This window comes from Rhodococcus sp. 2G, assembly GCF_001886355.1.
In the GTDB taxonomy this organism is placed as follows: domain Bacteria; phylum Actinomycetota; class Actinomycetes; order Mycobacteriales; family Mycobacteriaceae; genus Rhodococcus; species Rhodococcus pyridinivorans.
Window position 1 is genome coordinate 2,884,531 of sequence record NZ_CP018063.1, and the last position, 22,304, is coordinate 2,906,834.

At 70.7% G+C, this 22,304-nt stretch carries 19 protein-coding genes; 6 read left to right on the top strand and 13 right to left on the bottom strand.

Annotation, left to right across the window (positions count from 1 at the left end; all coding sequences use genetic code 11):
* The first annotated feature begins 78 nt into the window (after window positions 1-78).
* On the top strand, window positions 79-927 hold the full coding sequence (locus tag BO226_RS13625; protein ID WP_071935464.1) for a hypothetical protein: 849 nt from the start codon (window positions 79-81) through the stop codon (window positions 925-927).
* A gap of 16 nt (window positions 928-943) precedes the next feature.
* Here BO226_RS13625 and BO226_RS13630 read toward each other — a convergent pair whose 3' ends face one another.
* The 9 genes from BO226_RS13630 to eccCa all read right to left on the bottom strand — a co-directional run bounded on the left by BO226_RS13630 (window position 944) and on the right by eccCa (window position 11,526).
* Window positions 944-1,984, bottom strand: coding sequence for a hypothetical protein (locus BO226_RS13630; RefSeq protein ID WP_071935465.1), 1,041 nt, complete (start codon window positions 1,982-1,984; stop codon window positions 944-946).
* Window positions 1,981-2,349 (bottom strand): hypothetical protein, encoded by a 369-nt coding sequence (locus tag BO226_RS13635; RefSeq protein ID WP_024101602.1) that lies wholly within the window; start codon window positions 2,347-2,349, stop codon window positions 1,981-1,983. Before BO226_RS13635 ends, BO226_RS13630 begins: the two co-directional genes overlap by 4 nt.
* 118 nt (window positions 2,350-2,467) lie before the next feature.
* The gene (glmM, locus tag BO226_RS13640; RefSeq protein WP_071935466.1) at window positions 2,468-3,808 is read right to left on the bottom strand and encodes a phosphoglucosamine mutase; all 1,341 of its coding nucleotides are present in this window, start codon (window positions 3,806-3,808) and stop codon (window positions 2,468-2,470) included.
* Between the two features lie 152 nt (window positions 3,809-3,960).
* A complete protein-coding gene (gene rpsI / locus BO226_RS13645) occupies window positions 3,961-4,464 on the bottom strand; it encodes a 30S ribosomal protein S9 (protein ID WP_006550056.1) in 504 nt (167 codons plus the stop codon).
* Window positions 4,461-4,904 (bottom strand): 50S ribosomal protein L13, encoded by a 444-nt coding sequence (gene rplM, locus BO226_RS13650; RefSeq protein WP_006550055.1) that lies wholly within the window; start codon window positions 4,902-4,904, stop codon window positions 4,461-4,463. Before rplM ends, rpsI begins: the two co-directional genes overlap by 4 nt.
* Before the next feature lie 289 nt (window positions 4,905-5,193).
* Window positions 5,194-5,484, bottom strand: coding sequence for a WXG100 family type VII secretion target (locus BO226_RS13655; RefSeq protein ID WP_016690931.1), 291 nt, complete (start codon window positions 5,482-5,484; stop codon window positions 5,194-5,196).
* Between the two features lie 60 nt (window positions 5,485-5,544).
* Window positions 5,545-5,898, bottom strand: coding sequence for a WXG100 family type VII secretion target (locus BO226_RS13660; RefSeq protein WP_019288588.1), 354 nt, complete (start codon window positions 5,896-5,898; stop codon window positions 5,545-5,547).
* Between the two features lie 130 nt (window positions 5,899-6,028).
* Window positions 6,029-7,543, bottom strand: a complete 1,515-nt coding sequence (locus tag BO226_RS13665; RefSeq protein WP_232237953.1) for a type VII secretion-associated protein — start codon at window positions 7,541-7,543, stop codon at window positions 6,029-6,031.
* On the bottom strand, window positions 7,543-11,526 hold the full coding sequence (eccCa, locus tag BO226_RS13670; protein WP_071936447.1) for a type VII secretion protein EccCa: 3,984 nt from the start codon (window positions 11,524-11,526) through the stop codon (window positions 7,543-7,545). The genes BO226_RS13665 and eccCa overlap by 1 nt, the downstream gene beginning before the upstream one ends.
* A gap of 195 nt (window positions 11,527-11,721) precedes the next feature.
* Between eccCa and eccD the strand changes: the two genes are divergently transcribed.
* On the top strand, window positions 11,722-13,173 hold the full coding sequence (eccD, locus tag BO226_RS13675) for a type VII secretion integral membrane protein EccD (RefSeq protein ID WP_232237954.1): 1,452 nt from the start codon (window positions 11,722-11,724) through the stop codon (window positions 13,171-13,173).
* On the top strand, window positions 13,170-14,537 hold the full coding sequence (mycP, locus tag BO226_RS13680) for a type VII secretion-associated serine protease mycosin (RefSeq protein WP_033096999.1): 1,368 nt from the start codon (window positions 13,170-13,172) through the stop codon (window positions 14,535-14,537). Before eccD ends, mycP begins: the two co-directional genes overlap by 4 nt.
* Window position 14,538: 1 nt before the next feature.
* Here mycP and eccB read toward each other — a convergent pair whose 3' ends face one another.
* Complete coding sequence (eccB, locus tag BO226_RS13685; protein WP_071935469.1) at window positions 14,539-15,993, bottom strand: type VII secretion protein EccB; 1,455 nt, start codon at window positions 15,991-15,993, stop codon at window positions 14,539-14,541.
* Window positions 15,994-16,131: 138 nt separating this feature from the next.
* Between eccB and eccE the strand changes: the two genes are divergently transcribed.
* Window positions 16,132-17,844: a type VII secretion protein EccE gene (gene eccE / locus BO226_RS13690; RefSeq protein ID WP_083543634.1), complete on the top strand. Its 1,713-nt coding sequence runs from the start codon at window positions 16,132-16,134 to the stop codon at window positions 17,842-17,844.
* Here the strand turns inward: eccE and BO226_RS13695 are convergent.
* Together BO226_RS13695 and BO226_RS13700 are read right to left on the bottom strand one after the other, a co-directional pair.
* Window positions 17,832-18,407, bottom strand: a complete 576-nt coding sequence (locus BO226_RS13695) for an NADPH-dependent FMN reductase (protein ID WP_071935470.1) — start codon at window positions 18,405-18,407, stop codon at window positions 17,832-17,834. The genes eccE and BO226_RS13695 overlap by 13 nt on opposite strands.
* Window positions 18,404-19,009: a TetR/AcrR family transcriptional regulator gene (locus BO226_RS13700; protein ID WP_006550047.1), complete on the bottom strand. Its 606-nt coding sequence runs from the start codon at window positions 19,007-19,009 to the stop codon at window positions 18,404-18,406. The genes BO226_RS13695 and BO226_RS13700 overlap by 4 nt, the downstream gene beginning before the upstream one ends.
* A 69-nt stretch (window positions 19,010-19,078) precedes the next feature.
* Between BO226_RS13700 and BO226_RS13705 the strand changes: the two genes are divergently transcribed.
* Both BO226_RS13705 and BO226_RS13710 read left to right on the top strand, forming a co-directional pair.
* On the top strand, window positions 19,079-20,221 hold the full coding sequence (locus BO226_RS13705; protein WP_033096996.1) for an acyl-CoA dehydrogenase family protein: 1,143 nt from the start codon (window positions 19,079-19,081) through the stop codon (window positions 20,219-20,221).
* Window positions 20,222-20,280: 59 nt separating this feature from the next.
* On the top strand, window positions 20,281-21,183 hold the full coding sequence (locus BO226_RS13710) for a phosphotransferase family protein (protein WP_071935471.1): 903 nt from the start codon (window positions 20,281-20,283) through the stop codon (window positions 21,181-21,183).
* An 85-nt stretch (window positions 21,184-21,268) separates the two neighbouring features.
* Here BO226_RS13710 and BO226_RS13715 read toward each other — a convergent pair whose 3' ends face one another.
* Window positions 21,269-22,270: an alpha/beta hydrolase gene (locus tag BO226_RS13715; RefSeq protein WP_071935472.1), complete on the bottom strand. Its 1,002-nt coding sequence runs from the start codon at window positions 22,268-22,270 to the stop codon at window positions 21,269-21,271.
* Between the last annotated feature and the right edge of the window lie 34 nt (window positions 22,271-22,304).

The window sequence follows — 22,304 nt, forward strand, 5'->3', positions numbered from 1 at the left end:
CCCGTACACCTGCATCGGGGCACGCCGTCCGGTACGCACCGACCCCGGCGGGCAGCGCCATCCGCTAACGTTCAGGCCGTGGCGGCGAACCCCAAGAAACTGGCTCAGGAACTCTCCCGGCGCGGCCCGCACTCGGTGCTGCGCGGCGACCTGGCGCTCGCCGGTCAGCCGGGTGTCGTGTACACCCCAGCGGAAGGCTTCGACCTGCCCGCGATCGCGTTCGGGCACGGCTGGCTCACCGGGGTCACGAAGTACTCGAAGCTCTTCGAGCACCTCGCGTCCTGGGGAATCGTGGTGGGCGCGCCCAACACCGAGCGCGGACCGGTGCCGTCGGCGATCGGGTTGTCGACCGACCTGCTCACCACCCTCGACATCTGCACCGGCGTGCGTCTCGGTACCGGGCGGATCAGTGTCCATCCGTCGAAGCTCGCGCTGGTGGGCCACGGATCGGGTGCCGGGGCGGCGGTACTCGCCGCAGCGAGGCGTGAGGTCGCGGCCGTCGCCGCGCTCTACCCCTCGCCCGTCTCCCCCGCCGCCTCCGAAGCCGCGGACCGCGTGCGGGCACCGGGCCTCGTCCTCGTCGGTGAGAAGAGCATCGGGTCGATGACCAGCGACGCCGTCGCGGTCGCCCGGGAGTGGGGCAGCGACGACGTGCAGCTACGGGTCGTCGAGAAGGCGAACGACGAAGGACTCGTCGAGGGGCGCCGTCTGCTCGGAGCGCTCGGCGTCGGTGGTGCCGAGCGTCGCACCCAGGAACGCACTCGTGCGCTGCTCACCGGCTTCCTGCTGCACCGTCTCACGGGCGACAAGACGTACGCGATCTTCTCCGACCTCACCACCGAGCTGCCCGGCTCCACGGTGATCTCCGACCCCGACGTCGTCGATCGCGATCTCGGCACGCAGGTCAACCTGCTCCTCGGGCGCTGACGTTCCGTCGTTCGCGTCACAGCGGTCCGGCTTCCGCGAGCACGACTCCTGCACCGCCCTCGTCGTTCTCGTCCTGCCGGCGGTCGGCCTCGACCGGTCCTGGGGTGTGTTCGCGTCTGCGTTCGCCCGGGCGGATCCCGGGAACCGTCAGCAGTGCACCTTGATTCGGCGGGTCGCTCGGTCCGTGCTGCGTCGACCCGTCGTCGACGACGGGAGCCACCGTCCCGGCACCGGATACGCCCGCGGCCGCCGCCCCGGCATCATCGGCGACGCGTTCGGTGGTCGTCGCCAGGTCGGTGACGCTGCCGGCGATCCGGCGGCCGGCCTCCTCACATGCCCCGAGCACCACGTCGACGGCGTCCCGGACCGCCGGGACCAGACGTTCCTCCATCCATCGCCGGCACTCGGCGGCAGGGTCGGACACGTCGCCACCGGGCGGGTCGCCCAGGTTGCCACCGGGCGGGTCGCCCAGGTTGCCACCGGGCGGGTCGCCCAGGTCGCCACCGGGCGGGTTGCCGAACCAGCGGGCATGCTCCTCCGGGCTCGGTCCGTGCGGGCCACCGCTCGCTCCGGCGACGATCGTGTCGATCTCGTCCCTCGTGCGACCGTCGACGGTGCCTTCCGCGAGTTCCCCGACGACGCGGGCCTTCTCACGCAACGCTGCGGCGATCGCGGTGGCCGCCGATTCCAGCGCGACCGCGAGATCGGTCAGCGACGCACACAGCGCCACTCCGGAACGGACGGTGGCCGTCAGCTCGGCGCGAGCCCGGTCGGCGGTGGATCCGTCCCACGACTCGTCGAGTTGCTGCAGGAGGCGACGCTGTTCGTCGGTCCGACGACCGAGCGAGGTCGCGAGCGAGCGCGTCGTGGCGGAGTCGTCGGCGAGGGCGGGCAACGAGAGGGTTCGTTCCTCGTCGTAGCGTGCCCGGACGTCCGCGACGCAACAGCCGGACTCGAGCCCGAGAGCATGCAGGGACTGCACGAGGTCGGTCAGACGGGCCAGGCCGGGCGCTCCCGCGTCGAGGATGTCGCCTGCGCTCTCGGGAGGGGTCCTCACGGCTGCCGGGTCCCTGCGTCGCCGAACCCGACGCTGTCGAGTTCGGCACCGGTCACAGCGGTGAGGGCGATGCCGGTCGCGTCGTCCTGGTGCCGGTATCTGTCTGCCGCCGCGCGCAATGCGTCGGCCTGCGCCTGCACGGTCGCCGCCCAGCTCTCACACGTCGCACGCATCCTGCGATATCCGGTCTCGACGCGAACGCCGGCCGACCGGTGCGTCGATCCGGCACCGGAGCCGTCGAAGACGAGACCGCCGAAGCCACGACGGATCTCGTCGTCGGCGTCCTCGGCGACCTCCTCGAGTCGTGCCGCGACGGCTCGCACCGCGTCGCCGTCGACCTGGATCGTGCTGTGCTGTGTGTCCATGTCCGCCCTTCACCCACCGAACCCTCTCGAAGGGTTAGGACGCAGCGCAGGACGATCCGGTTCCACCGCAGCGTGACTGCGAGCGGAAACCGGCAGCGAAGGGCAGGGACCGCGCAGGTCAGACGGCGGCGACGACTCCCGCGAGACGGTCGGCGACCGCCCGGGCGTGATCGTCGTCGGCGGCTTCGACCATGACGCGTACGAGCTGCTCGGTGCCTGACGGACGCAACAGCACCCGGCCGGTCTCACCGAGTTCGCGCTCGGCCTCCGCGACCGCGTCCGCCACCACAGGATCGCTCGCGACGGCGACCTTGTCGTGGACCCGCACGTTCACGAGGACCTGCGGAAGCGATGTCATCACCGAGGCGAGCTTCGCGAGCGGCAGACCCGTCGTGGCGATCCGCTCCATCAGGCGCAGGCCCGTGAGCACGCCGTCGCCGGTCGTACCGTGCGCGGGCAGGACGATGTGGCCGGACTGCTCACCGCCGAGGCCGTAGCCACCGCGGCGGAGCTCCTCGAGCACGTAGCGGTCGCCCACGCCGACGGTTCGCACCTGGATCCCCGCCGCGCGCATCGCGAGATGCAGACCGAGATTGCTCATCACCGTGGCGACGAGGGTGTCGTCGGGAAGTTCACCGGCTTCGTGCATGCCGAGAGCGAGGATCGCCATGATCGCGTCACCGTCGACCACCGTGCCGGTCGCATCGACGGCGAGGCAGCGGTCGGCGTCGCCGTCGTGCGCGAGACCGAGGTCGGCGCCGTGCTCGAGCACGGCCTGCTGCAGCACGGACAGGTGCGTGGATCCGCAGCCGTCGTTGATGTTCAGTCCGTCGGGTTCGGCGTTGATCGCGATGACCGTGGCACCTGCGGCCGCGTAGGCGGCCGGGCCGGCGTGCGAGGCGGCGCCGTGCGCGCAGTCGACCACTACGGTCGTACCGGTGAGCGGCTTGTGCACGGCCGTCGCGAGATGCGCGAGATAGCGGTCGAGGGCGTCGGACACGACGCGCACCCGGCCGATACCGGAGCCGGTGGGGCGTGCGGCGCTCTCGGCGTCGCCGTGCAGCACCGCTTCGATCCGGTCCTCGACCTCGTCGTCGAGCTTGTGCCCGCCGGCTGCGAAGATCTTGATGCCGTTGTCGGGCATCGGATTGTGCGACGCGGAGATCATCACGCCGAGGTCGGCGCCGTAGTCACCCGTGAGGTAGGCGACCGCTGGGGTGGGCAGTACGCCCACCGACACCACGTCGACTCCGGCTGCGGTGAGTCCGGCCGTGACGGCCGCCTCGAGCATCTCCCCGCTCGCGCGTGGATCTCGACCCACGACCGCGACCGGTCGCCGCTCGGCACCCTGCGGGGCCAGGACCGCTGCCGCAGCGCCTGCCAGGCGTACTGCCAGCTCCAATGTGAGCTCGGCGTTGGCCAAGCCCCGGACTCCGTCGGTGCCGAACAACCGACCCATGTACACAGCCTCCCAGTCGTGTGCGGCCCCCGCCGCGGGTGTCGATAGAGGACAGAATGCACGAAAGCAGGCGTCGGTAGGAGATGTCTACCGACGCCTGCTCTCGTGATGGAACAGGTGCCGACTCTGACGAAATCAGCGTCGGCGGCACATCAGCGCTTGGAGTACTGCGATGCCTTACGGGCCTTCTTCAGGCCGTACTTCTTGCGCTCGACGGCACGCGGGTCACGCGTGAGGAAGCCGGCACGCTTGAGCGCGGGGCGATCCTCGGGGGTGACCTCGGTGAGTGCACGCGCGATGGCGAGACGCAGCGCGCCGGCCTGGCCGGACGGACCGCCGCCGTGCAGGCGTGCGTGGATGTCGAACGACTCGGTGCGCTCGACCGTCACCAGGGGCGACTTCACGAGCTGCTGGTGCACCTTGTTCGGGAAGTAGTCCTCGATGGTGCGGCCGTTGAGGGTGAAGTTGCCGGTGCCGGGCACGAGGCGGACGCGGACGACAGCCTCCTTACGGCGACCGACGGTCTGGACCGGACGGTCGAACACGATCGGGGCAGCAGGTGCCTCGACGACGTCCTCGACGTACTCGTCTGCAGCGACCTCGACGTTCTCGACGTACTCTTCGGGGTTCACGTTCTGTTCCTCGGGCGTCGTCACTGTGCCACCTGCTTGATCTCGAACGGCACCGGCTGCTGCGCGGCGTGGGGGTGGTTCGGGCCCGCGTAGACCTTCAGCTTCTTCGCGATGGCGCGACCGAGCTTGTTCTTCGGGAGCATGCCGGTGACGGCCTTCTCCACGAGGCGGTCGGGGTTCTTCTCGAGAACCTCGCCGACGGAACGAGCCCGCAGACCGCCCGGGTGACCGGAGTGGCTGTAGAGGAACTTGTCGGTCCGCTTGTTGCCGGAGACGGCAACCTTGTCGGCGTTGATGATGACGACGAAGTCACCACCGTCGACGTGCGGCGCGAATGTGGGCTTGTGCTTGCCGCGGAGCAGGTTTGCCGCCTGCACCGCGAGGCGGCCGAGCACCACGTCGGTGGCGTCGATGACGTGCCACTGATGGGTCACGTCGCCGGCCTTCGGTGTGTACGTAGACACAGATCTTCCTCGTCTATCGTTTCGCTGCTGGCCTGCATGCCGACGGTTGCCACGCCCGGCGGCCAGTTGGGACCCGGGAGAGGTGTTCGTCGCACCACAGGGCACGACGACGTGCGACACGCCGAGGGGACACTCTACCGGGCGGACGCCGGGCCGGTCAAAGCGCCGCAGCAGCCCTGCCCTTGCGCACCCTCCGCTGGAGCACCCCGGAAGCAGCAGCACGTCCCGGCGGCCTCTCCACCACCGGGACGTGACAGCGCCGGATCGGTCCGGATCCGGCAGACCCGGATCAGCCCGGGAAGCGCTGCTGGTTCAGGCGCTCGACCTCCTGCATGTTGTCGTTACCGGTCGAGACCACCCGACCGATGTCGTGCAGCACCTGGATGAGGCCGGCCTCGGCCTCGTTCCAGCGCGCCTGCGTGGCGGCGTAGCGCTCCTGCGCCCCACTGTCCCAGGTGGCGATGAGGGGCGCCACCTGCCCCTCGATGCGGTCGAGCGTCGCCTCGATCGCCTTCTGACCGGACACGAGCTGGGCGTGCAGGTCGGCGACGCCGGCGAAGTTCTGATAGATCTCGGACACGGATCGTTCTCCTTGTTCTCGAATGTGTGCCGGAGGGTTGTGTGCCGGAGCGACCGGGGATCAGTTGAACGACCCGTTGAGCACCGAACCGCCATCGGGGTCGATCGCCGACAAGGACTGGGCCTGCTGGTCCTCGGCAGCGGCGTACGACCGTCCACTGGTGCGCACGGCTTCTGCCAGTTCGTCCAGGGCGTTCGACAGCTTGGTGTGGTTGACGTTCCAGCGCTCCATGATTCCGGCGAACTGTTCCGCCGAGCGGCTCCGCCAGACCGACGGCGCGGACTGCACCACGCCCGTCAGACGACCGAGGATCGCGTCGAGTTCGGCGCGGGAGTCCTGGAGTTGTCCCGCGACGACCTCCATGGTCGCTACATCGGTGGTGAGGTGATTCGAATTGCCGGTCGGTTGGGTCAACGGCGTACTCCTTCGCTCGTGCGTGGATCATCCGGCTCGGTGTCGAGCCGGTCCTGGCTCCTACATCTGGTTGGACGCACCCGATCCGGTATCGGTTCCGCGCCTTCCGAAATTCGTGGACCTTCTTTTCTCACCCGCCCCGGAGGGTGTGGACGGCCTGCTCGCATTCACTCCGGATACGGGTCCATTCCCCCTCGAGGTACTGGCATCCCACGGAGACCTGAAGTCCGGGGAAGACCAGGACCGACCACCGCACCACCGAGTAGTCGTCGGGAACTTCGGTGTACGCCACGACCTTGCGGTCGGCGAAGGTCGTGTCGGTGTCGAGGTCGCGGATGACAGGTGCACGTTCGGCGGCCCGCTCCGCCAACGCGGAGGCGACCGAGCGCTCGTCGATCCCGTCGGGAAGATCGCGGTACACGACCAGGATCCGGCGATCGGTTCCGCCGACCGGTATCAGTTCCGCGCGCCCCTCGGGCACGGTCGCGGGGTCGCGGACGCGCCAGCCCTCCGGCAGGTCGAGGTGCAGCGGACCGGCGTCGATCCGCGTCGACGGGGAGGGACCGGCGTCGGCGGCCGACTCGGGCTCACGAGCGTCGGTCGGCGGCTCCTCTGCAGCAACGACTTCCGGCGGAGCCGGGACCTCCGCGTCTCCACCTTCTCCGGTGAGAAGCGGCCACAGGAAGATCGCAGCGGCGAGCAGGAACGGAATCACCGCCCCGGCGACGACCAGCGCGGGCACCGTGCCGGCCCGCCCGCCACGAGGGGGATCCGGGCGTGCGCGCACCTCGCTGAGCCACGGCAGTGTCCTGTCGGGTCCGTCGGTCGTCGGAGCGATGGCCGGGGCTCTCGCGGTCCCTCCGGTTCCGGCCGGCGGCGCCGGAGGGCCGGTCACGGCGCTGAGCATCTCCGAGGCCGCGACGGGCAGGACCCGCCGACCCGAATCCACGAGATCAACTGCGAGAGAGAAGGATTCGACACCGGACGGTTCGCCCGGGCCGCCGGTCACCACCACGACCTCCGGCCCAGCCCCGCCGCACACCGAGGTCAGCAGGTTCTCGAGTCGCATCGCGGCGTCCGGGGAGTGCACCGACAGACCCGGATCGCGTGCGAGTCGTTCGACGGTCGGCCCGTCGGGTCCCGGCGGAGCGATGCTCACGGCGGTGACTCCCCCGGCGGCGAATTCGAGCACCGCACACCGCTCGTGCGGCGCAGGATCGGCGGCGCGCGCGGCGGCCACCGCGGCCGGAAGCAGGATCGTATCGCCTGCGACCTGCCGCACGGCGGTCCGGAAGAGATCGCGGCGCCGCTCGTTCCACCAGGTCGGGTGTATCGCGCACGCCACCCCGCCGATGTCCGGTGCACCCACGGTCGCTGCGGCGTAGGAGACGAGCCCGCTCAGCAGTTCTCCGAGTTCGGTTTCCCCTTCGACCGCGGCCGCATCCACGAGTTCCGTGACATCCATGAGTCCTGCGACGCCGGCCGGCTCCGACGGTTCCTCCGCTGCCGCTCCGTAGACCCGTCGGTCGCCGAGATCCGCGGCGAGAGCGGGCACGCTGCGCGTGGTTCCGGGCCATCCGATGTGGACGGATCCGGGTGTCAGCGTGAACGCGACCGCGACGACCGTCTCGTCCCGGAGCGCCATCACACCTCCGGCGCCCACGCGGTCTGGACGAGCGCCGTGCCGTCGCGTCGTACGAGTGTGCCGCGGCCCGGCGGCACCGGCGACGGACGGACCGCGCCGACGAGCGCTCCCTCGTCGCGGCTACCGCTCATGATCAGACCCGGAGTCGACAACTCCCGCAGACGCCCGAGGATCGGTTCGTACATCGCGCGTCCGGCACCACCCGAGCGACGCGCGACCACCAGGTGCAGGCCGATGTCGCGTCCCTGCGGGAGATAGTCGAGCAACGGCAGCAGCGGATTCTGGCCAGAGGTGGCGACCATGTCGTAGTCGTCGATCACCACGAACACTTCGGGTCCGGTCCACCACGATCGATCGCGCAGCTGTTGTTGCGTCGTGCCGGGGCCCGGCAGCCGGCGCTCGAAGATGCCGGCGAGTTCGCGGACCATGGCTGCGAGGACCGTTGCCGACGCAGCGTATCCCCCGAGATGGTCGCCGCCCACGACACCGAGCAGCGTGCGGCGGTAGTCGCCGACGATGATCCTGGTCTGCGCACCGCTGCCGGCTTCGACCAGTCCGCGGCACAGCCCTCGCAGCAGATTGGTCTTGCCGCACTCCGAGTCGCCGAAGATCAGCAGGTGCGGATGGTCGGTGAAATCCACCGATACGGGCGCGAGTTCGGATTCGTCGATGCCGATCGGGACGGAGAGCCGGGCCGCCGGGGACGCGTCGGCCGGTGGCGGCCACCCTGAGGGCAGAGCTGTGAGAAGGTCGGGCCGGTCGATGCGTTCGGGCAGCATGCGCACCGGCGGCGCCGAACGCCCCGGCGTGGCAGCACGGACGGCCTCGACCGCCGCTGCGACGCCGACCGCGAGATCGGCCGGATCGGAGCTTCCGTCCACCCGCGGCAGCGCCCCCAGGATGTGCAGGCCATCGCGGTCGATACCGCGTCCCGGCCGCCCTTCCGGCACCATCGCCGCTCTCTTTCGGCCGTACTCGGAGTCGGACGGGTCGCCGAGGCGGAGTTCGAGCCGCGTACCCAGCAGGTCGCGCATGGCGGGCCTCACGTCACCCCAGCGCGGGGCGCTGAGCACCACGTGGATGCCGTAGGACAGACCCTGGGCGGCGAGGATCCCGATCGTCTGTTCCAGTGCCTCGAAGTCCTGCCGGATGCTCGGCCAACCGTCGACGACGAGAAAGACGTCGCCGAACGGATCGCCGGTGGCCGGTGCGACCGCGTCGGCGCGCATCCGCCGCAGCTGATCTATGGACTCGATGCCGTTCTCGGCGAAGGACCGTTCGCGACGACGCAGCAGCGACATCATCTCCGCGACCGTGCGGCGCACCCGGTCGGTGTCGTGCCGCCCCGCGACGGAACCGACGTGCGGCAGGCCGGCCAGACCGGACAACGTGCCACCACCGAAATCGAGACCGTAGAACTGCACCTGCTCGGCGTTGTGCGTGAGGGCCATCGACAGGACGAGGCTGCGCAGCAGTGTGGACTTCCCGGACTGCGGGCCGCCGACCACCACGACGTTGCCGGCCGACCCGGACAGGTCGACCACCAGCGGGTCGCGGCGTTGCTCGAACGGCCGGTCGACGACACCGACGACGGTGCGCAAGGTTGCGTGACGCGGCACGTCGCCGGTGAGCACCGACCTGGGCAGCAGCATGTCGAGCGACGGGGAGTCGTCGAGCGGAGGAAGCCACACCTCGTGCGCCGGTGTTCCGTGCCCCCGCATCCGGTCGACGACCACCTCGAGCACGCTCCGGCCGTCACCCGCGGGAAGAACCGGGAGCGGCTCCGTGACCGGGGCGGGCGGACCGGCGTCGACCGGCACCGCCCGCGCGGTGAAGAGCCGGGGCCGGGACGTGCCGGCCGGCACCGCCGATCGGGTGCGCCGGGTAGGGCGGCCGGGCTCGTACGGCCCCGAGACGTACGCCGCGGAGAACCGCTGGATGTCGGCGGAATCGGTCCGCAGATATCCGGCGCCGGGTGTCGACGGCAGGTGGTAGGCGTCGGGAACGCCGAGAACGCTCCGCGATTCGTTTGCGGAGAAGGTCTTCAGGCCGATGCGGTACGACAAGTGGCTGTCGAGACCGCGGAGGCGACCCTCGTCGAGTCGTTGGCTGGCGAGCAGCAGGTGCATGTGCAGCGACCGGCCCAGGCGTCCGATCGCCGCGAAGAGGTCGGCGAATTCGGGCTGTTGAGAGAGCAGTTCGGAGAACTCGTCGACCACGATGAACAGCGCGGGCAGCGGGTCGAGCGGTGCACCTGCCGCCCTGGCCTTCTCGTAGTCGCCGACGTTGGCGAAGTTGCCTGCGGTCCGGAGCAGTTCCTGGCGGCGGTTCATCTCGCCTTCGAGGGCGTCCTTCATGCGGTCGACCATCGCGATCTCGTCGGCGAGGTTGGTGATCACCGCCGCGACGTGCGAGATCCGGTCCAGACCGAGGAAGGTCGCGCCGCCCTTGAAGTCCACGAGGACCAGGTTGAGTGCCTCCGGCGGGTGCGTCGCCACGAGACCGAGGACCAGCGTCCGCAGGAACTCGCTCTTTCCCGATCCGGTTGCGCCGATGCACAGTCCGTGCGGTCCCATCCCGTTCTCGGCGGCCTCCTTGAGGTCGAGTTCGACGGGCGCACCGTCGATGCCGACACCGATCGGTACCCGCAGGCGGTCGCGCCCGCGGCGTGGCACCCATACCTGCGCGGGGTCGAAGCGGGCCACGTCCCCGAGGCCCAGCAGCTCCTGCCAGCTCGACGGCCGGTCGTCGCCGGCGCTCTCGTCCACCGCTCCGCTCGTCACCCGGTACGGCGCGAGCAGTCTGGCCAACGTCTGTGCCTGCGGAGTCCCGATGCCGTCGGCATCGGCGAAGATGTCGACGTCGGTGCCGGTGGCGACCCCGACCCGTCCTTCCTCGACCACCAGGCGCAGGCCGCGCGTCGCGCTGAGCCGCGTGGCGTAACCGGAGAGGTCGAGCACGGTCACTGCGTCGAGACCGTCGTCGAGCACCCCCGAACCCGATCCCGTGACCCCGCCGTCGACGACCACGACGAGGTGCACGGCACCCTCGGTGGCCGGGGCGTTCCGGACGAATCTGCTGCGACCGGCGAGGACCGCCGCGAGATCGGTCTCGAGTTCGAACAGCGAACCGAACACCGTGCGTGCACTGCCCGCACCGTCGCGCAGGACCGGGTTCTGCGCATGCGGCAGCCACTTGATCCATTCCCATTCCGCAGCGGTGTCGGGCCCGCACACGACGGCGACCTGCAGTGTGTCGGGACCGTGGAAGGTGCACGCCTGCGCGAGCATCCCCCGAGCGAGCGAGCGCGCCGCGCTGCGATCGCCCTCGAGGCCGATCGCCGCGAAACCCCGCAGCGACACAGCCGTGGGCAGCGCCTGCACCACCGAGTGCGCGCGCACGAACCTGCGCAGCGACAGGGCGGCGACGGGTTCGAGATCCTCGACCGGCCCGGTGTCCGGAGGCACGAGTCGGGTCGCGAGTCGCTGCCCGCCGCGCCCCACCCTGAGGTGACCGAAGTCGGGATCGGTGCTGCGCCGCTCCCACATCCGGACGGTGCCGGCGAGGGTCCACAGCAGGGCCGGGTCGGGATGCGACCATTCGAGCGCCCGACGTTGTTCGTGCGCCGTCTCGGTGACCTCGCGCCGGAGCTGGTCGAGATAGCGCAGATAGTCCTTGCGGTCCTCGTTCGCCTCGGCGGTCTTCGTTCCCCCGCTGCGACCACCGTTGGCGAGCATGCCCACCAGGGACACGACCATCATGAGCGGGAAGATCATCGCCATGGGGCTGCGTGCGGCGCCGGTGGTGAACATCAGCGCGACCATCCCGATCATCGCCGCGACCATCACGAGCGGGAGCAGTCTGGTCACCAGATTGCCGGGCGTGGCCCGGGGAATGTCCGGTGGCGGTTGGACACTCACCTCGCCGCTGGGAGCGCGCGGTGCCTCCCGCCGTGCTCTGCGTACGAAACGCACGGTACTCACGTTCGTCACCCCCCGGAACGCCGTCGGCCGCCCCCTACGGCCCCACGGTCGTGGAAGACTAACCCATGGCTGCGACCTTCCGTGCTCCTGTTCGCCCCTCGGCCCCTCGACGGACAACTCGGGCACGACACCGGTCGGGACGATGTCGTATGGTCTGCGTCGTTCGGACTGCAGTGACGGGGGGAACCGAGGCCGATGACATCTGTGCGTGCGCGATCCGAGACCCCGGGGCAGGTGGGCGCCCCGGATCTGTGCCGGATCACCGTGCTCGCCCGCCACACCGAGGTCGATCTCGCACTGCCCCTCGACGTTCCGGTGGCGCTGCTGCTCCCGGGGATCGTGAATCTCGTCGCCGGCCACCGGCCCGACAACGACTTCGACGCGACACCCGAACGCACGGAACCCGACGGCTGGGCGCTCGCCCGGATCGGTCGGGCCCCGCTGTCCGGTGCGCTGAGTCTCGACGAGCACGGCGTCCGCGACGGGGAGATCCTCGTCCTGGAGGACGCCGGATCCCCCGCTCCTCCACCGTTGTTCGACGACGTCATGTACAGCGTCGCGGCCTCGGACCGGACCACGACGCCGTGGGGTGCGGGCCCGTCGGGTCTCATCGCGGCCGTCCTGGGTCCGGTCGCCCTCGCCGCGGGCTGCGTACCGTTGCTGTTCCTGCCCGACGGCGCGAGCCGTCTCGCCCTCGGAGCCGTGTGCGCCGCGCTGCCTCTCCTGGTGCTGCTCGCCGCAGGCATCCTCGCCCGGCTCCACGACGATCGACGGACCGCGACCGCGCTGCTGTGGTGCGCCTTCCCGCTCGCAGCGACGGCCGGGGCGCTGCTCGTTCCCGGCGAATCGCCGGCGCCGCGTCTCGTCCTCGCCGCGGCACTGACCGGTGCCGTCGCAGTGCTCGCCGTGCGTGCCACCCGCATCGGCCTCGCACCGTGCACGGCGGTCGCCGCGACCGCCGCGGGCGTCGTCGTGACGGCCACCCTCGCATCGACCACCGAACTCGAGGCGCGCGCCCTCGGAGCCGGAACGGTGGTGGTGGCGCTGCTGCTCGCCGGCACGGCACCACGCCTCGCGGCGATGCTCGCGAAACTCCCCATCCCCCCGGTCCCTGCTCCGGGCGCTCCGCTCGAACCGGAGACCCCCGATCGCAGCGTGTCCGGGTTGCCGTCACAGGCGGAGCTCGAGCACCGTGCGAATCGGGCACGGAGCGCGCTCACCGGAATCGTCCACGCCGTCGTCCTACTCACGGCGGGCGGAGCGTGGTGCGCCGCGTTCCCGTTGGACGGAGACGTGTCCGTGCCCGCGGTAGCACTGGCCGTGGCGTCGGCCGTGGTCCTGGTCTTCCGAGGCCGCACCTACACCGCGACCGCGCAGGCGGCTCCCCTCGTGGCCGGTGGCGCGGTACTGCTGCTCGGGCTGCTCGTCGGTGCGGCAGCGAGCGGAGCGTTGCCGCCGTGGGCGGTGTTCGCATCCGCTACGGGTCTCGCGTGTGCCGGTTTCCTCTTCGGTGTGGTCGCGCCGCGACGGACGTTCACCCCGGTACAACGCCGGATCGCCGAGATCGCGGAGTACGCGACCATCGCCACCGTCGTGCCGTTGGCCTGCTGGGTCGCCGGTGTGTACGCAGCGATCCGCGGACTGTGACGGTGCGGCTGTCACACCGGTTCGCGGTCCTGGCCCTCGCCGCCCTGATAGCGACCACCACTCCGGGTCTCGCGACCGCCGCGCCCCCGGTACCCGATCCGGCGCAACTGCCCGCCGGCGCGACGCCTGCGCCTCCCGAGGCCACCGAGATGCGGGTGCTGTGCGCAGAACTGCCGGATGCTCCCGACGGACCGCAGATCCCTCGGGCACAACGCATCCTCGACTTCGCGTCCGTGTGGCCGATCACCCGGGGAGCGGGGCAGGTGGTCGCCGTCATCGACACCGGGGTCCATCCTCATCCACGGTTGCCGGCCCCGAGGCCGGGTGGCGACTACGTGTCCACGGGTGACGGCACCGAGGACTGCGACGCGCACGGCACCCTCGTCGCCGGCCTGATCGCGGCGCGGCCGACACCCGGATCGGGTTTCGCCGGTGGCGCACCCGACGTGGGGATCATCGCCATCCGCCAGTCGAGCGGCCATTTCTCCGACCGCTCCCGATCGGACGACGATGCCGCGCGCAACGCCTCCGGATACGGCGACGTACGGACCCTCGCGGCGGCCGTCCGGCAGGCGGTGGATCTCGGCGCCACCGTCGTCAACATCTCCGAGGTCGCCTGCCGGACGGTCGCCGAAGGCCTCGTCGACGGTCCGCTGGGAGCGGCAGTGCAGTACGCGACGGATGTACACGACGCGGTCGTCGTCGCGGCGGCCGGCAACACCGACACCTGCCGCGAAGGCAATCCGCGCTCGGCGGATCCGGCCGATCCCGGTGCGGATCCGTGGGATTCGGTCGTCACCCTGGCATCACCGGCCTGGTACGACGAGTACGTCCTCACCGTCGGCGCGGTCGAGGACGACGGCACACCGGCCGGGTACAGTCTGCCCGGGCCGTGGGTCGACGTCGCCGCTCCCGGGAGCGGGCTCGTCTCACTCAATCCCGGCACCGACGGTCTGGCCGACCTGATCCCCGGCCCCCAGGGCGGCAGACCGGTGTCCGGGACGAGTTTCGCGGCGCCGCTCGTCGCGGCGACGGTCGCGCTGGTGCGCTCGCGGTACCCGCAGTTGTCCGCCCGAGAGGTGATGACGCGCATCGAGAGCACCGCCCACTCCCCCGCGGAAGGATGGAATCCGCAGGTGGGCCACGGGGTCGTCGACCCGCTCGCCGCCGTCACCGCGCCGCTGCCGGCCGGGCGCGCGGAGCCGATGCCGGCGGTTGCCGTCGCCGAGCCGACTCCTCCCCCGGTACCGGATCACCGGCCGCGCACCATCGCACTGATCTCGGCTGCGGCCGTGATCGCCGCGACCGCCCTCGTTCTCGTCCTCACTGCACCGGCACGACGACTCGCCCGATCACGGACCTGAATCAGTTGCCCGCCCCGACGGGGACCGCCTCCGGGTCGGCGGCGACACCGTCGTGTGCGAGCAGCGCCTGTTCCCGGCCGAGCGCGGGTCCCGGAGCGAGCAACTGCAGGATGGGCCACGGGACCCGGGCGGGTGGATCCGTGAAGCCGAGTGCCGCAGCGGCGTCCGCATCGGTGATGCCGTACCGCACGCCGGTGTCGGCGACGTAGAACAACGAACCGAGACGGTCGGTGTCCGAGGTCAGCGAGGTGGTCTGCACGTATCTGCCGCGGCCCGGCGGGATGTGGATCGCGTCGACCTGCGGTCCGGCATCGTCCGCCTGGGCCGGGACCACCGGCACGGCGTCCTTGCCGGTGGGCAGGGCCGTCCCCGCGGACAACCGCAGAGTCGAGCGGTGCCGGTCGTTCTCGCCTGTGCCGGGCTGCCAGGTGGAGCACGCCACAGGCCTCTCCCCCGGATCGACGATGCGCGGGACGACCTCGGGAAAGGTGTCGACCGGCAGTTCGTGCACGACCGGCGCGGCTGCGAGGACGTCGGGTGGGATCACCGGAATCTCGGGTGCTCCTTGCGAATCCGAGAAGTGGATGAGATGTGCGGTGGCCCGCGAGACCTCCTGCACACCGTTCTCGAGCACTACGTGGAAACTCTGCCCGTCCGGTTCGGACACCGCGACGACCGACCCGACTCGCACACCCGGGATCGACATGCCCGGGACACCTCCGGCGCCGGTGATGTGGGGTGCCGCCAGCTTCGGCGATTCCGGCACGGCGGCGAGCAGTCCGGGACTCGCGGGGCGCGCACGGGAGACGTCGATGCCCAGCAGGCGCACGAGCGACCGGTCGTTCGGGTCGATTTCGGCGCGTCTGCCCTCGTAGAGCAAGTGGTATCTGCCGTCCGCGGCCACGAGGAGCGCTTCGTCGTCGGCGAGCACCGAGCCTGCCCGGTGGTCGGGTGTGCCGGCGAGCACGGCGGTGGTCGAGGACTGCAGACCGTTCGGGTCGGCGACGTCGCACACCGTCCACGGCACCTCCTCTGCATCATGGACCAGGGAGGACGGCGCACCCGGGATCCCCACCAGCGGTCCGCGTGGTCGTGTCGTCAGTTCCTGGTCGGCTACGACCGCCGGTTCGGTGGGCGATCCGAGGATCAGCCGGGCCGACGCGAGATTCAGGACGGGATGGAAGGTCGTGCCGATCGCGACGTAGAGCGCACCGGAGTCGCGTCCGACGACGACGGAAGCATCACCGATCCGGTCCTGGGGGCGGAACAGGGCAAGGGCGGCACAGCCTCCCAGCACGACACACGCGACGACGACTCCGACGACGAACGCCCGGAACTGGGAACGCATGGGATCGTGGATCATTCGTACGTCGCCCCGCACCAACGCATGATCCATGCGTCGTGCCAGGAAACGGTATCCACTGACCTGCCATCGCGTGGTCGGTTGCGCTGCCATCGATCTCCCCCCGTACGGCACGCTCTCTGGCGCAACACAGTACAGTCCTGTCGGGCGTCCACCACAGGCGCTCCGCGCGGTCAGGGGGAAGGTCGGCACCGCGCCGGAATCATTGCCGGCCGTCGTTCGGGGGGATCGATGCAACGAACCGTCTTCGAGTCGGGGGATTCACGGGTCAGCACAGCGCCCACCGGTGCACGGATCAGCACAGCGCCCACCGGTGCACGGATCAGCACAGCAGCAGGTGATGCGAGAAGCCGTGTCGCCGTGCGGCTCGTGGGTGCCCAGTGCGTCGCCGCCCTCGTATGGACGCTGGCGGTGGTGTCGGGGGCGTCCGTGTGGGTGGCCTGCGCGATCGCCGTGCCACCGGCCGCGCTGTGCCTCGTGCGGATCGGCGGACGCGGCACAGCCGAATGGATCGCGACCGTTCTGCGCCGACGCCCGGACGACGTCTCCGTCTCGGGTGTCCTCCGCGACTTCCACGTCGGGTCGGCAGTCCCGGTGGGGGTGCTATGGGACGGCCCGTACGCGACCGTGGTTCTCGAACCGTTCTCACCGGCCGGTGCGATCACCCGACTCGGGCGCGACAGCGAGGAGACGGGGCGAACGCTCCCCCTCGACGCGATCGCCGCCTGCCTGTACCGGCACGACGTCGTCCTGGACGGGATCGATGTCGTGGTGCAGGGGCGCCGGGTTCGCGACTCGACCCCCGCGGGGCAGGCCTACGCACAGTTGCTGGGCCCGCTTCCCGCCGCGGCCGAACGCACGGTGCGGGTGGTGCTCCGACTCGACGTCACGTCCTGCGCGGCCGCTGCCGCCCGCCGGGGCGGAGGCTCCGAGGGTGCCGCCCGGACCGTCGTCGCGGCGGCGCGGCGCGTGATCCGCGCGCTCGGCGACGCCGGGTACGGTGCGCGACTGCTCACCGCGAGCGAGATCGAACAGGCCGCGCTGCGCATCTCCCACGGGGTCCCGGCGACGGAGTGGGCCCCGACGCGCCGGCACGTCGCCCTGGCCTCCGCGTTCGACTCGGGCGGCGCCTTCGACCCACGTCGGATCGACCGCCGCCACACGGCGGCGATCTGGTCGCATCCAACTTTGGCGTCGACACTGGTCCTCCGGTTGCGACCGGGTGATGACGGGTCGGTTCGGGTCGGGGCGCTGGCACGGTTCACCACGCGCGAGGCGGACGTCCCCTCGGTGGCCGGACTGTTCCCGGCGTACGGACGTCACGCCGAACTCCTCACAGCGGCATTGCCCCTCGGGGTTCCGCAACTGGAAGACCGGGTTCCCTTGCGCGAATCGCGTAGCGGGGAACTCGACGCCCTCGCTCTTCCGGCCGGTGGGTGTGGGCAGCTCATCGGATCGGACGACGCCGGTCGCGCCGTCACCGCGCGTCTCACCGGTCCCGGAGTCCGCTCGGTCCACATCGCGGGCGAGTTGTATCTCGCCCAGCAGGTGGTCTTCCGCGCCGTCGCGGTGGGGGCGCGGGTCGTCGTCCACACCGACCGGTCCGGTGCGTGGCGCGGCCTGGTCGGATCCGCGGCCGGACCCGACCGGCTGCGTCTGGCGGGCGAGTACGCGGGCGACCACGATTTCGACACGGTCGTCTACGACGGCGTCCCGCCCACCTCGTCCATGCCGCACGCGACCGCGATCCACGTGCACATCCATCCGGACGGATGGCCGCGCGAGCGCCCCACGGTGTCGTTGCTCCAACCCGGAGCGGCCGGGGACCGTGTGGTGCTCACGGCAGGCGGCGAACGCACGCCTCTCACCCTCGTGACGATCGCGGCGGAGAGCACCCATCTCGGCCGGTCGCGCATGCCGGATCCGGCGCCTCAGCCGGGATAGCGGTCGAGGGCGGTTCCGGCGCGGACGGTGCGGGCCCACCAGGCGATCTGGTCGAGCATGCGTTCCGCGCCGTCGATCGCGGCCTCGTCCGTGGTGGTGCCGTCGGCCGCGAAGGCGTGCTTGACGCGGTGGAAGCTCACCGACTGCCGCACCGGCACCATGTGGACCTCGAGGACGACCTGCCGCAACTGCTCGACCGCGCGCAATCCGCCGGACAGGCCACCGTAGGAGACGAATCCGACCGGCTTGGTGCGCCATTCGTGCTTGACGGTGTCGATGGCCGTCTTCAGCGCGGCGGGATAGCCGTGGTTGTACTCGGAGGTCACCACCACGAAGGCGTCCGCAGCACCGATGCGACCGGTGAAGGCGTCGGCGTCGGGACCGCCCGAGAGGTCGTGCGGGAGCGGGGTCTCGGCGAGATCGAGAACGCCGACGTCGAACTCGGGCCGACGCCGTGCGGTGGCCGCGAACCAGTCTGCGACGACCGGCGCGATGCGACCGGCGCGGACACTCGCGACGACGACCTCGAGGCGGATCGGATCGTTCGGTGCAGCCGTGGTCATAGGGTCGATCGTAGGTGCGGTGCGGTCGAGAGCCCGTGCGCGAGCAGCGCGGCGAGTTCCCGGTAGGCACGTGCGTCCTCGAGACCGGTCGCCTCGGCCACCTGTCGTTGCTGGATGCGGACCATGACCGAGGCGACGACGTCGGCGACGAAGGCCGCGTGGACGTCGCGCAGTTCGCCGGCCGCAACTCCCTCGGAGATGAGCTGGCGGACGCGGTCGGCGGCGAACCGGGTGTTGCGTTCGTAGACCTCGCGCGCGACCGGCGTGTGGGCGATGTCCTCCATGAACCGCGTGGAGGCGGGTTCGAGTTCGCGCCCCACGGCCTCGAGATAGGCGCCGATGCGAGCCTGGGCGTCCGCGGCCCGCGCGACGTCGGCCTCCACCCGGTCGGCGGCACCCTTGAAGAAGTGGACGGTCGCCGCGTAGACGAGCCGGTCCTTGTTCTCCGCGAGTGCGTAGAGCGTCGATTTCGAGCAGCGCAGACGCGCGGCGATGTCGTCGAGGGTCAGGTGCGCGAAGCCTTCTGCCAGGAACAACGCGACCAGATCGTCGAACAGTTGCGCCTGCCGGGCGGTGGGCCGCCGGCTACCGACTCTTGCCATACCGAGAACAGTACTGCAGTATCGTGCTCAGTACTATTTTTGGTCCCCAGTCTTCCAGGAGGAACCACCGTGCCCGTCGAGCGTCTGCTTCCCACCCGCGAGGCCTACGACCTGATCGACCTCACCCGCGACGTCGCCGACAAGGTGCTCGCCCCGCGCGTCGACGAGCACGAGCGCAAGGAGACCTTCCCCGAGGGCGTCTTCCCCGCACTCGGCGCCGCAGGGCTGCTGAGCCTGCCGTACCCCGAGGAGTTCGGCGGCGGCGACCAACCCTACGAGGTCTACCTGCAGGTCCTCGAGGAACTCGGCGCCCGCTGGGCTGCCGTGGCGGTTGCGGTGAGCGTGCACGGACTGTCGTGCTTCGCGCTCGCCACCCACGGCACCGACGAGCAGAAGAACAAGTGGCTCCCGGAGATGCTGGGCGGCAACACCATCGGCGCGTACAGCCTCTCCGAGCCGCAGGCCGGATCCGACGCCGCGGCCCTCGCGTGCCGTGCGAAGCCCGTCGACGGCGGCTACCGCATCACCGGCTCGAAGGCGTGGATCACCAACGGCGGCAAGGCCGACTTCTACACCCTGTTCGCCCGCACGGCCGACACCGGCAGCAAGGGCATCTCGTGCTTCCTCGTGCCCGCCGGCACCGAGGGCCTGTCCTTCGGCAAGCCCGAGGAGAAGATGGGCCTGCACGCCATCCCCACCACCTCCGCCCACTACGACGACGCCTTCGTCCCGGCCGAGCGCCGGATCGGCGCCGAGGGACAGGGACTGCCGATCGCGTTCAGCGCACTGGATTCCGGACGCCTGGGGATCGCCGCCGTCGCGACGGGTCTGGCCCAGGCCGCCCTCGACGAGGCGACGGCCTACGCCAAGGAACGGCAGGCCTTCGGCAAGCGCATCATCGACCACCAGGGCCTCGGCTTCGTTCTCGCCGACATGGCCGCCGCCGTCGACTCGGCCCGCGCCACCTATCTCGACGCTGCCCGGCGCAAGGACGCCGGCCTGCCCTACTCGCGGCAGGCGTCGGTGGCCAAGCTCGTCGCGACGGATGCCGCCATGAAGGTCACGACCGACGCTGTGCAGGTCCTCGGTGGATACGGCTACACCCGCGACTTCCCGGTCGAGCGCTTCATGCGCGACGCGAAGATCACGCAGATCTTCGAGGGCACCAATCAGATTCAGCGACTCGTGATCGCGCGGTCCCTCGCGGGGTGAACGATCGCAAGCCGGAAGCGACAGGGGTTTTCGCGGCGAAAGATCGCTAGAGTGCCTTCATGCCGGACGCCCTGGAGCGGCTCACTCCACAGCAACGCCACCTGCTGACGCAGCGGTTCGGCCGCATCGTCGTGGTCTCCGACATGAGTTGGGGGCTGGTGTCGACCACTGTCCTCGAGGTCGACACCGACGACGGGCTGCTGGTCGTGAAGGCGGGCGGAACTCCGGATCGGCACATCGGCCGCGAGATCAGCGCGCACGAGCGGTGGACCGCTCCGTGGGTACGGTGCGGTCGGGCCGCCCGCATGGTGTTCGCCGACCGCGCGACGAAACTCGTCGTGACGGAATACCTTCCGGGGCGGCTCGTCCTGGGCACCGCCGCGTCGTCCCGTCTCGACGTCTACGAACAGGCCGGCGCGCTGCTCGCCCAGTTCCATCGCCAGGAGCATGTGGTGGACGAGGGGTACGAGCGATCGGCGAACACGAAGACGCTGCGGTGGCTCGCGGCGCCGCACCGTATCGGTCCCGACGTCGCCGGCCGATTGCGCTCGATGGTCGAGGGGTGGCCGACACCGACGGCCACCCTGGTGCCCACCCACGGCGACTGGCAGAGCCGCAACTGGCTCGCCGACGACATCGGTGTGGTGAAGGTGATCGACTTCGGGCGTGCCGCGATGCGCCCGGCGGGTGAGGACTTCGAGCGGCTCGCGGTACGCGAGTTCCTCCGGGTCCCCGGTGCCGAGCATGCCTTCCTGCGTGGCTACGGCGAGGATCCCCGTGAGGAGGACGCCTGGTTCCGCCGACGTGTCCGCGCGGCGGTCGCGGTCGCGGTGTGGGCCTTCCATGTGGGCGACGACTGCTACGAGGCCGAGGGCCACCGCATGATCGCCGAGGCGCTCGGCCGCTTCCCGGTTCGCTCGATGCGCTCATCAGCAACGTCCTCGAGGTCCTGGACTGGCTGATCCGACGAGCATGTGAGAACGCCCGAGGGGGTGAGGTCGCGGACCTCACCCCCCCGGGTGTCTTTTCGAGCGCAGCGCTCTCGGCTCAGGCGCCGATGGCCTCGCCGAGCACGGGCCACGACTCGTGCAGGGCCTCCTGCCAGTAGCCCCAGGTGTGGGTACCGTCGGGCCGGACCGAGTAGGTCGCCTCGACCCCGGCTGCGTCCAGCGCACCGCGCAGTCGCGTCGTGCAATCGTTCACGCCGGCCTCGATGAGCCCGAGCAGAGCCACATCGGGAAGGACGGCGACACCGTCCTGCTCCCATGCCTTCAATTCGTACGGACCCGGGACACCGCTGCTCGTGGAGACGTACACGGCCTTGCCGCGCAGCTTCTCGGCGTTGAGCACGACGTCCTGTTCGGTCCAGTGCTCACCGGCGACCGGTCCCCACATGTTCTCGACCTCGCCCCCGCCGAACGCGACGACGATCTCCGCATAGCGCGAACCGATATCCGACGCGGTCTCGGCGCATCCACTGTACGAACCCACCGCCTGGTAGAGATCGGGCGCCTGCTGGGCGAGCGCCAGCGCCGACGTCGCCGACATCGACACACCGGCGATCGCGTTGCGGCCGCTCGCGCCGAGCGTCTCGTCGACCACCGACGGGATCTCCTCGGTGAGGAAGGTCGTCCACTTGTTGCGTCCGAGAACGTGATCGTCCTCGAGCCAGTCGGTGTAGTAGCTGAACGCGCCACCGACCGGAGTGACGACGTTGACGTTCTTGTCGCCGAAGAACTCCACGATGTCGGTCTGCTCGCGCCAGGTCGCCCGGTCCAGTCCCCCGCCGGCACCGTTGAGCAGGTAGAAGACCGGTCGCGGCGCGCTCGTGTCGGCCGGTCGCAGCACCTGCAGCTCGATGGTGCGTTCCATCGACGGCGAGTACACGAACAGCGACCAATCGCGGTCGGTGTGCTTCTCGATGCGTTCGACAGTCGCGCTCTGCGACCGGGTCTCGCCGGTCGCGGCGGCCGGGAGATCCTCGGCGTGGGCGACCGCGGCACCGGACAGGACCAGCGACGAGACGGCGAGCGCCCCGATCGTCCCCATCAACGCAAACCGTCGTGCGCGCACATTCGTTCCC

Excerpts from the sequence above, each read along its gene's own strand:
- BO226_RS13635 (WP_024101602.1), bottom strand. The coding sequence starts at position 2,349 with ATGGACACACAGCACAGCACGATCCAGGTCGACGGCGACGCGGTGCGA.
- glmM (WP_071935466.1), bottom strand. The coding sequence starts at position 3,808 with ATGGGTCGGTTGTTCGGCACCGACGGAGTCCGGGGCTTGGCCAACGCC.
- BO226_RS13665 (WP_232237953.1), bottom strand. The coding sequence starts at position 7,543 with ATGGCGCTCCGGGACGAGACGGTCGTCGCGGTCGCGTTCACGCTGACA.
- eccD (WP_232237954.1), top strand. The coding sequence starts at position 11,722 with ATGACATCTGTGCGTGCGCGATCCGAGACCCCGGGGCAGGTGGGCGCC.
- eccB (WP_071935469.1), bottom strand. The coding sequence starts at position 15,993 with ATGGCAGCGCAACCGACCACGCGATGGCAGGTCAGTGGATACCGTTTC.
- eccE (WP_083543634.1), top strand. The coding sequence starts at position 16,132 with ATGCAACGAACCGTCTTCGAGTCGGGGGATTCACGGGTCAGCACAGCG.
- BO226_RS13695 (WP_071935470.1), bottom strand. The coding sequence starts at position 18,407 with ATGACCACGGCTGCACCGAACGATCCGATCCGCCTCGAGGTCGTCGTC.
- BO226_RS13700 (WP_006550047.1), bottom strand. The coding sequence starts at position 19,009 with ATGGCAAGAGTCGGTAGCCGGCGGCCCACCGCCCGGCAGGCGCAACTG.
- BO226_RS13710 (WP_071935471.1), top strand. The coding sequence starts at position 20,281 with ATGCCGGACGCCCTGGAGCGGCTCACTCCACAGCAACGCCACCTGCTG.
- BO226_RS13715 (WP_071935472.1), bottom strand. The coding sequence starts at position 22,270 with ATGGGGACGATCGGGGCGCTCGCCGTCTCGTCGCTGGTCCTGTCCGGT.